Origin of the sequence: Burkholderia sp. AU4i, assembly GCF_000466765.1 — a bacterium.
GTDB classification, from domain to species: domain Bacteria; phylum Pseudomonadota; class Gammaproteobacteria; order Burkholderiales; family Burkholderiaceae; genus Burkholderia; species Burkholderia cepacia.
Genome location: NZ_ASSI01000211.1, coordinates 1 through 9,072, shown reverse-complemented (window position 1 = coordinate 9,072; position 9,072 = coordinate 1). Strand labels below are relative to the sequence as shown.

Sequence of the window (9,072 nt, the reverse complement as noted above, 5' to 3'; positions counted from 1 at the left end):
CAACCTGTTCTACGGCGCACCGCTCGGCGCGCCATTCGCGCTGTTGCTGGCGGGCGCGCTCGGCGCGGCCGGACTCGCGCGCAGCCGCTCGCCCGCCGCGCCGAGCGCGCCCGCCAGCAACAGCGCGAATGGCGCGCCGAGCGGTGCGCCGTAGAACAGGTTGTGCCAGCTGAAGCCGCCGGGCCGCTTCGTCACGTTGTACAGGTGGAATGCGGCGCCCGCGACACCCACCGCGGCCGACGCGACGTGCACGGCGTCACGCAGCCGGTGGCGGGCGGGCGTGTCGTCCGCGTGGCCGTGCACGCTCGCGATCACCGACAGCGTCGACATCGCGAGCGGCGCGAGCATCGCGCGATTGTGAAACGTGCCGCGATAGTGTTCGACGCCGCTGTCGGCGAGTACCGAGCCGGCCAGCAGCAGCGCGCTTCGGTTCAGCAGCCGTACGGCGTCGGCCAGCAACCTGTCGCGCTCGGCGACGCGATCTCGGGGGTGTCGCATCGTGCCTCCTTGCGATCGGGATTCAGAGCGCGAAATCGCGCAGGTCGGCCGCGCGCAATTCGAGGCCGAGCCCGGCGCGCGTCGCATCGATTCCGAGCGTGCCGTCGACGAGCACCGGCGCGCCGTCGAACAGCATTCGCTCGATGCGCACGTGATCGTGAAACCACTCCACATGTCGGATGCGCGGCGCCACGCATCCGACATGACGATGCAGCGCGGGTGCGCAATGCGCGGACAGGTCGACGTGATGCGCATCGGCCAACGCGGCCGCGGCGAGAAAACCGCTGATGCCACCACAGCGCGTCGCGTCGGCCTGCAGCACATCGACCGCGCGCGCCTCGAGCAGGCGCAGGAAATCGTCCGGCGTGTACGCGTACTCGCCGGCCGCGATGTCGACCCGCGCGCCGACGTGCTCGCGCACGAACCGCAGCCCTGCGACGTCGTCACTGCTGACCGGCTCCTCGAACCAGCGAATGCCGTAATCGGCGGCGGCCTGCGCGAACTCGACGGCGGTGCGCGGCGCATACGCGCCGTTCGCGTCGACGAACAGGTCGACACGCGGCCCGAGCGCGTCGCGTGCCGCGCGCACGCGCGACGGATCGCGCACGTCGTTCGCACCGACCTTGATCTTGCATGCGCGCACGCCTTCGGCACGCCAACCGTCGAGCTGCGCGGCGAGCGTGCGCATATCGTAGGTCGTGAAGCCGCCGCTGCCATACACCGGCACGCGTTCGCGCACGCGGCCCAGCAGCAGCGCGAGCGGCGCGTCGGCGAGTTTCGCCTTCGCATCCCACAGCGCGGCATCGATGGCCGAAATCGCGGTGGCCGCGATGCCGCTACGGCCGATATTGCGCACGGCGCGCCGCATCGCATCGACGGCGGCCGGCACGTCGACCGCCGGCCGGTTGCGCAACACGCCGGCCAGCAGCGACGTCACGAGCGGCACGGCGCTCGCGTCCGTATACGTATAACCGAGCCCCGTCACGGGTCCCGCGTCGATCTCGACGACGACGACGGTCGTCGCGGTCCACGCGTAGGTGCCGTCGGCTTCAGGCCGGTCGGTCGGCATGCGGTACGCGCGAGCGCGCACGTCGTCGATCGCCGGTGCGGTGGAAAGTGCCATCGTTGCGCTCCGGTCTGCTTGCAACTTGCTTGCGGACATTCGGTGCAACCGGTGTGCCTGACGCCGCCCGCGCGGCACAGGCCTTGCGCGACGGTCTGCATCGGCTCATTCGGATCCAAGGAGAATCGGCATGGCGACAGTGGCGGATTTCATCGTCGAGCGGCTGTACGACTGGGGCGTGCGCCGCATCTACGGCTACCCGGGCGACGGCATCAACGGCTTCTTCGGCGCGCTGCGCCGCGCGGAAGGCAGGATCGAATTCATCCAGGCACGCCACGAGGAGATGGCGGCCTTCATGGCGTCCGCGCATGCAAAATTTACAGGCGAGCTCGGCGTCTGCGTCGCGACGTCCGGCCCCGGTGCGTCGCACCTCGTGACGGGCCTGTACGACGCGCGGCTCGACCACATGCCGGTGCTCGCGATCGTCGGCCAGCAGGCGCGCGCGGCACTCGGCGGCCACTACCAGCAGGAAGTCGATCTCACCGCGCTGTACAAGGACGTCGCCGGCGCATTCGTGCAGCTTGCAACCGTGCCGGGCCAGGTGCGGCACCTGGTGGACCGCGCCGTGCGCACCGCGCTCGGCGCACGCACGGTCACCGCGCTCGTGCTGCCGAACGACCTGCAGGAACTCGACTATTCGCCGCCGAAACGCGCGCACGGCACCGTGCATTCGGGCATCGGCTACACGGCGCCGAAGGTCGTGCCGTATGCGGACGACCTGCGGCGCGCGGCCGACGTGCTCAACGCGGGCTCGAAAGTCGCGCTGCTGGTCGGCGCCGGCGCGCTGAAGGCGACCGACGAGGTGATCGCGGTGGCCGACCGGCTCGGCGCGGGCGCCGCGAAGGCGCTGCTCGGCAAGGCCGCACTGCCGGACGACCTGCCGTGGGTCACCGGCTCGATCGGGCTGCTCGGCACCAAGCCGAGCTACGACCTGATGACGGAATGCGACACGCTGCTGGTCGTCGGGTCGGGTTTCCCGTATTCGGAGTTTCTGCCGAAGGAAGGCCAGGCGCGCGGCGTGCAGATCGACCTGAAGGCCGACATGCTGAGCCTGCGCTACCCGATGGAAGTCAACCTCGTCGGCGACAGCGCCGAGACGCTGCGCGCGCTGCTGCCGCTGCTGAACGAGCGTCGCGACACCGCATGGCGCGACAGGATCGCGAAATGGAACCGCGACTGGCGCGACACGCTCGCGGCGCGTGCCGCCGCGAAGGCGAGCGCCGGGCGCGGCGTGAATCCGCAGCGCGCGTTCACCGAACTGTCGCCGCGCCTGCCCGACGACGTGATCCTGACGAGCGATTCGGGCTCCTGCGCGAACTGGTACGCGCGCGACCTGATGATACGGCGCGGGATGATGGGGTCGCTGTCCGGCGGGCTCGCGTCGATGGGTGCCGCGGTGCCGTACGCGATCGCCGCGAAGTTCGCGCATCCGGTGCGCCCGGTGATCGCGATGGTCGGCGACGGCGCGATGCAGATGAACAACATGGCCGAGCTGATCACGGTCGCCAAATACTGGCGCCAGTGGCCCGACCCGCGCTGGATCTGCATGGTGCTGAACAACGAGGACCTGAATCAGGTCACGTGGGAACAGCGCGTGATGGAAGGCGACCCGAAGTTCGACGCGTCGCAGCAGATCCCGAACGTGCCGTACTACCGCTTCGCGACGCTGCTCGGCCTCAAGGGCATCTACGTCGACGATCCGGAGCAGCTCGGCGCCGCGTGGGACGAAGCGCTCGCGTCTGACCGGCCCGTCGTGCTCGAAGTAAAGAGCGACCCCGAGGTGCCGCCGCTGCCGCCGCACGTGACGCTGCAGCAGGCGAAGCATTTTGCCGAGACGCTCGTGAAGGGCGATACGCGCGAAACCGGCGTGATCGTCGGAACCGCGCGGCAGGTGCTGTCGGCCGTGCTGCCGGGCCACGGCGGACACGGCGGAAAGGACGGGACGTAACAAAAACACGCGCGTGCGCGGAACGGCGCGACGCGGCGCGTCAGCCGAAGTCGACGTCGTCCCGCCCGTCGCCCCGCAGCGCGAGCGCCGTGTTCACGAGTCCGACCTGCGCGAGCGTGAACGGAAAGTTTCCGCACATGCGCCGCGCCTTCACGTCGTACTCCTCGGACAGCAACCCGACGTCGTTGCGCAGGTCGAGAAGCCGCTCGAACAGCGCGTGCGCGTCGTCGTCGCGCCCCTGCATCCGGTAGACCTGCACCAGCCAGAACCCGGCGGCGAGAAACGCGCCCTCCTCGCCTTCGCAGCCGTCGGCGAAGCGCGGCGGGCGATAGCGGAACGGCAGACCGTCCTCGATCAGTTCGCGCTCGATCGCGGCAACCGTCGCGACGACGTGCGGGTCGCGCGCGTCGAGCATTCCCGTCAACGGGATCAGCAGCAGGCTGATGTCGAGCCCGTCGCCGTCGAAACGGTCGGTGAAACGGCCCAGTTGCGCGTGGTAACCGTGCTGGAGGACCTCCGCCCGCACCGTGTCGGCCCAGCGCCGCCAAACGTCGAACGGCGCATGATGGCCGAACGCGCGCGCGGAGCGATATGCGCTTTCGACCGCGGCCCAGACCATCACCTTCGACGACGTGAACGGATGGCGGCCGCTGCGCACTTCCCAGATTCCCTCGTCCGGCTCGCGCCAGATGGTCGCGAGATGCTCGATCAGCCGCCGCTCGAGCGTCCACGCGTCGTCGTCGGGCGGCAGCCCGTGGCGGCGCGCCTGGTACAGCGCGGCCAGCACCTCGCCGTACACGTCGAGCTGTTGCTGTTCGGCGGCTGCATTGCCGAAGCGCACCGGCCGCGCGCCTTCGTAGCCGGCCAGGTGGGCGGCCTCCCATTCGTCCGCGCGCCGCCCGCCGTCGGCCGCATACAGTACCTGCAGTTGCGACGGATGATCGGCAATCGCGCGCACGAGCCAGTCGCGCCAGCGTGCCGCTTCGTCACGATATCCGCAGCGCACGAGCGCGCGCAGCGTGAAGCTCGCGTCGCGCAGCCAGCAGAACCGGTAATCCCAGTTGCGCGAGCCGCCGAGGCATTCAGGCAACGAACTCGTCGGCGCCGCGACGATCCCGCCCGTGTGCACGCTCGACAACAACTTCACTGTTATCAGCGCCCGCTCGGTCGCGTCGCGATACGGACCGTCCGGCGCACCGGACGCGGACCACGCACGCCAGAACGCGTGCGTGTCGCGCAGCGATGCGTACGCATCGGGCACGGCCGGCGGCCGGTCGTAGGAACGCGCGTAGCTGATGCAGAAGTCGGCCTGCTCGCCAGCCGCGATGCGTGTCGTGCCGACGAGCCTGTCGCCCCGCACGTCCAGCAGTGCGTCGGTGTCGAGCCACATGGCATCGCCGCCCGTCATCATCCGCCAGCGCCGGCCGAAGCGTCGGGACCACGGTAGCGCGCGGCCGTAGTCGAAACGTACGCCGAGATCGATGTCGAGCGCGACCGTCCCGCGCTCGCCGCGCACGCTGCGGATCAGGCACGGATCGGGCGCCGCCCAGCTCATCCAGTCGATCACGACGACGCAGCCCGATGGCGTGTCGAACGTCGTTTCGAGAATCGCGGTGCCGGGCAGGTAACGACGCCGCGCATGGGTTGAGGCTTCGCGCGGCGCCAGCCGGAAGCGCCCGTTCTCCGGCGTGCCGACGAGCGCGGCAAAGCACGGCGGCGAGTCGAAGTCCGGCCAGCACAGCCAGTCGATGCTGCCGTCGCGTGCGACGAGCGCGGCGCTGCGGCCGTCGCCGACGATTGCGTAATCCTCGATCCGCATCGCGCTCACCGGTTCCATCTGCGGGCGGCGGCGAACGCCGACGCGAGCACCGCGACGGCTGCGCCGAACGCGACGACGCGCGACACGCCGAGCCCGGCGTCGGCGCCGGTGCGACGCGCCTCGGCGCCGAACGCGCCGCGCGTCGCGTGGCGGCCCGGCACGCTTTCCCACAGGTTCGAGACCCGCGGGCCGGCCGGCTCGGCACGTTGCTGGCCGCGCACGGCGGTCTGCGCAAGATAGCGATCGAAGCAGCCGGGCGCGATCCCGTTCGCGACGATCGCCGCGAGCGACGACCAGCCGACCCAGCGCTCGCGGCATGGGTGGCGCGCGGCGCGCACGATCGCGTCGGCCGCGACCTCCGGCGCGTAAACCGGCGCGACGGGACGCGGCGCGTGCGGCAGGACCGATTCGGCCCAGTCGAACTGCGGCGTGTCGATCGCGGGCAACTGCACCATCGTCACGCGCACACGGCTGCGCGCGTGCAGCAGTTCGCAGCGCAGCGCGTCGGTGAAACCGCGAATCGCGTGTTTCGCGCCGCAGTATGGCGCCTGCAACGGAATCGACCGGTACGCGAGCGCCGAGCCCACCTGTACGATCGTGCCGCGATTGCGCGCGCGCATCCGCGACAGCGCCGCCCGCGTGCCGTACACGCAGCCCAGATAGGTGACGGCCGTCACGCGCGCATAGTCTTCCGGTGAAATCTCGTCGAACGGTGCGAACACGGTGACCATCGCGTTGTTGATCCAGACGTCGAGCGGGCCGAGTTCGGCCTCGATGCGTTGCGCGGCCGTGTCGAGCGCGGCCGCGTCGCTGACGTCGACCGCGATCGGCAGCGCCCGGACGCCATACGCCCGCACTTCGCAAGCGGTGTCGTGTAAAGCGCGCGGATCGCGCGCGAGCAGCGCGACGTTCGCGCCGCGCCGCGCGAATGCATGGGCCGTCGCACGGCCGACACCGGCGCTCGCCCCCGTGATCGCAACGGTCTCCACTTCCGGTCCCTCCTCTGTTACCAGATCGCCGCCGCGCCGCCACGCTCACGAACGCACCGCGCCGTAATGCGATCGGTGCAGCAAGCGGCATGCCGGGCCGCGTGCCGCCGTTGCGATCCGTGCATCAACCGCGCGGGCACGTCAAACGTCAAGCGTCAAAGCGTGCGCCAAATTTACAACGGTGCGGTAATGCACGGGACGCTGCGCGCGCAACGCGCTCGAAAGCCGTCCGCGCACGGGAATTGCTACGCCACGCACGGGTGTCCGATTGCTGTTCTGTTCTCGCGCCGTCGATCCCGGCAAGGAGCCGCGTTGCCCGTTCCGCTGTCCCTGAAACCGCGCCACGTCGCGTGCATGGCCGTGGCGGCCTGCGCGTTCGCGCCGGCCGCCGCGTGCGCGGCCGCCGAACCGCTGCCGCTCGCGTACGTCGCGCATGCAGCCGGGCCGGCCGCGCAGCCGGTGTTCGTGCTCGGCTGGGCGCTGCTCGGGCTGTGCACGTTCGTGTGCGTCTCGATCGCCGCGCTGCTGCTGCTCGCGGTGTTTCGTCGTCGCCCGGGCGCCGGCAGCCCGGGCAACGGCCTGATGTTCGTGACCGTCGGCAGCGGCGTGTCGATCGTGCTGCTGTTCGCTGCGCTCGTGTACATGCTGTGCGTGCTCGGCGCGGTCGCGTCACCACCCCGTCCGCCCACGCTGACGATCGCCGTGACCGCGCACGACTGGTGGTGGGACGCCCGCTATCCGGCCGGCACGGGCAACGATGCGTTCGTCGTCGCGAACGAGCTGCACATCCCGGTGGGCGAGCCCGTCGCGATCGAACTGAACAGCGCCGACGTGATCCACGCGTTCTGGGTGCCCCAGCTCGCAGGCAAGACGCAGGCGATTCCCGGCCAGACGAACCGGCAATGGCTGCAGGCCGACCGGCCGGGCGTCTATCGCGGGCAGTGCTCGCAGTACTGCGGCGCACAGCACGCGCACATGGCGCTCGAGGTCGTGGCCGAACCGCCCGCCGCGTTTCGCGCGTGGCTGGCCACGCAGCGCCAGCCGGCCCCCGTGCCAGGCAGCGACGCCGAACGGCGCGGCCGGCGCGTGTTCGGTGCGCGCTGTGCGGGCTGCCACGCAATACGCGGCACCGATGCGACGGGCGATGCGGGCCCCGATCTCACGCACGTCGGCACGCGCCGGCTGCTCGCGGCCGGCACGCTCGACAATACGCCCGACAACCTGCGGCGCTGGATCGCGCATGCGCAGCAGATCAAGCCGCAATCGCTGATGCCGTCGATTGCGCTCGCGCCGCGCGACGCGGACGATCTCGCCGCGTATCTCGCCACGCTGCACTGAACCGAGGATGCCGATGGCCATTGCCCGCGACACGCCGCCCCCGCTCAGCCGCGTACCCGATCTCGGCGAAGCGCCGCCCGGCTCCCCGCACGAGCGCGCGCTCGCCGAGCTGTGGGAATCGGCACCCGGCTGGCGCGGCTGGCTCGGCACGGTCGACCACAAGCGCATCGGCCTGCGCTACATCGTCACCGCGTTCGCGTTCCTGCTGCTCGGCGGCGTCGAGGCGCTGGTGATGCGCATCCAGCTCGCGCGGCCCAATGCGACCGTGCTCACACCCGCGCAATACGACTCACTGTTTACGATGCACGGCGTCACGATGATCTTCCTGTATGCGCTGCCCGTGCTGTCCGGCTTCGCGAACTACCTCTGGCCGCTGATGCTCGGCTCGCGCGACATGGCGTTCCCGCGGCTGAACGCGTTCTCGTACTGGGTATTCCTGTTCGCCGGGCTGTTCCTGTACGCGAGCTTTCCGCTCGGCGCGGTGCCCGACGGCGGCTGGTTCAATTACGTGCCGCTCACGTCGCTCGACTACAGTGCCGGCGCGAACATCGACATCTATGCGCTCGGGATGATCCTGCTCGGCATCTCGACGACCGGCGGTGCCGCGAACTTCGTCGTCACGCTGCTGCGGATGCGCGCGCACGGGATGTCGATCGACCGGCTGCCGATCATCGTCTGGGGCACGCTGACGGCATCGGTCGCAAACCTCGTCGCGGTGCCGTCGGTCAGCCTCGCGTTCCTGCTGCTGTGGCTCGACCGCAATGCCGGCACGCATTTCTTCGACGTCGCGAACGGCGGGCGGCCGCTGCTATGGCAGCACCTGTTCTGGATGTTCGCGCACCCGTGGGTGTACGTGGTCGTGCTGCCCGCGATGGGCATCGTGTCGGACGCGCTGCCGACCTTCTGCCGGCGCCCGCTCGTCGCGTACGAGGCCGTCGCGGTGTCGACCGTCGCGACGATGCTGATCGGCTTCGAAGTGTGGGTGCACCACATGTTCGCGACGGGCATCGCGCCGCTCGCGCTCGCGTTCTTCGGGGCGGCGAGCATGCTGATCTCGATCCCGAGCGCGGTCGCGGTATTCGCGTGGATCGCGACGATCTGGACCGGCCGCCCTGTGTTCCGCACGCCGTTCCTGTATTTCGCGGGTTTCGTGCTGATGTTCGTGATCGGCGGCGTGTCCGGCGTGATGACCGCGGCCGTGCCGCTCGACTGGCAGCTCACCGATACGTACTTCGTCGTCGCGCACCTGCACTACGTGCTGCTCGGCATCAACGTGTTTCCGGTGCTCGGCGGCGTCGCGTACTGGTTCCCGAAATTCACGGGGCGGATGATGAACGAGCGCTTCGGCAAGCTGACG

6 protein-coding genes and 1 pseudogene are annotated in these 9,072 nt (G+C 70.2%); 3 read left to right on the top strand and 4 right to left on the bottom strand.

The window, feature by feature from the left end; all coding sequences use genetic code 11:
• Positions 1 to 18 precede the first annotated feature (18 nt).
• Together L810_RS36440 and L810_RS36435 are read right to left on the bottom strand one after the other, a co-directional pair.
• A pseudogene (locus L810_RS36440) lies at positions 19 to 498 on the bottom strand (hypothetical protein); the annotation flags it as partial.
• A gap of 22 nt (positions 499 to 520) precedes the next feature.
• Positions 521 to 1,621 (bottom strand): enolase C-terminal domain-like protein, encoded by a 1,101-nt coding sequence (locus L810_RS36435; protein WP_021163164.1) that lies wholly within the window; start codon positions 1,619 to 1,621, stop codon positions 521 to 523.
• A 130-nt stretch (positions 1,622 to 1,751) separates the two neighbouring features.
• On the opposite strand from L810_RS36435, the gene L810_RS36430 reads away from it, so the two are divergent.
• Positions 1,752 to 3,569, top strand: coding sequence for a thiamine pyrophosphate-requiring protein (locus L810_RS36430; protein ID WP_021163163.1), 1,818 nt, complete (start codon positions 1,752 to 1,754; stop codon positions 3,567 to 3,569).
• Between the two features lie 40 nt (positions 3,570 to 3,609).
• Here the strand turns inward: L810_RS36430 and L810_RS36425 are convergent, their stop codons facing one another.
• Both L810_RS36425 and L810_RS36420 read right to left on the bottom strand, forming a co-directional pair.
• Entirely contained in the window at positions 3,610 to 5,388 is a 1,779-nt protein-coding gene (locus L810_RS36425; RefSeq protein WP_042977671.1) for a glycoside hydrolase family 15 protein, read from the bottom strand.
• Positions 5,389 to 5,393: 5 nt separating this feature from the next.
• Positions 5,394 to 6,377: an SDR family oxidoreductase gene (locus L810_RS36420; protein WP_021163161.1), complete on the bottom strand. Its 984-nt coding sequence runs from the start codon at positions 6,375 to 6,377 to the stop codon at positions 5,394 to 5,396.
• 312 nt (positions 6,378 to 6,689) lie between these two features.
• On the opposite strand from L810_RS36420, the gene coxB reads away from it, so the two are divergent.
• Both coxB and L810_RS36410 read left to right on the top strand, forming a co-directional pair.
• Positions 6,690 to 7,715: a cytochrome c oxidase subunit II gene (gene coxB, locus L810_RS36415; RefSeq protein ID WP_021163160.1), complete on the top strand. Its 1,026-nt coding sequence runs from the start codon at positions 6,690 to 6,692 to the stop codon at positions 7,713 to 7,715.
• 13 nt (positions 7,716 to 7,728) lie between these two features.
• The coding region (locus tag L810_RS36410) for a cbb3-type cytochrome c oxidase subunit I (protein WP_042977670.1) at positions 7,729 to 9,072 on the top strand (1,344 nt) is incomplete at its 3' end.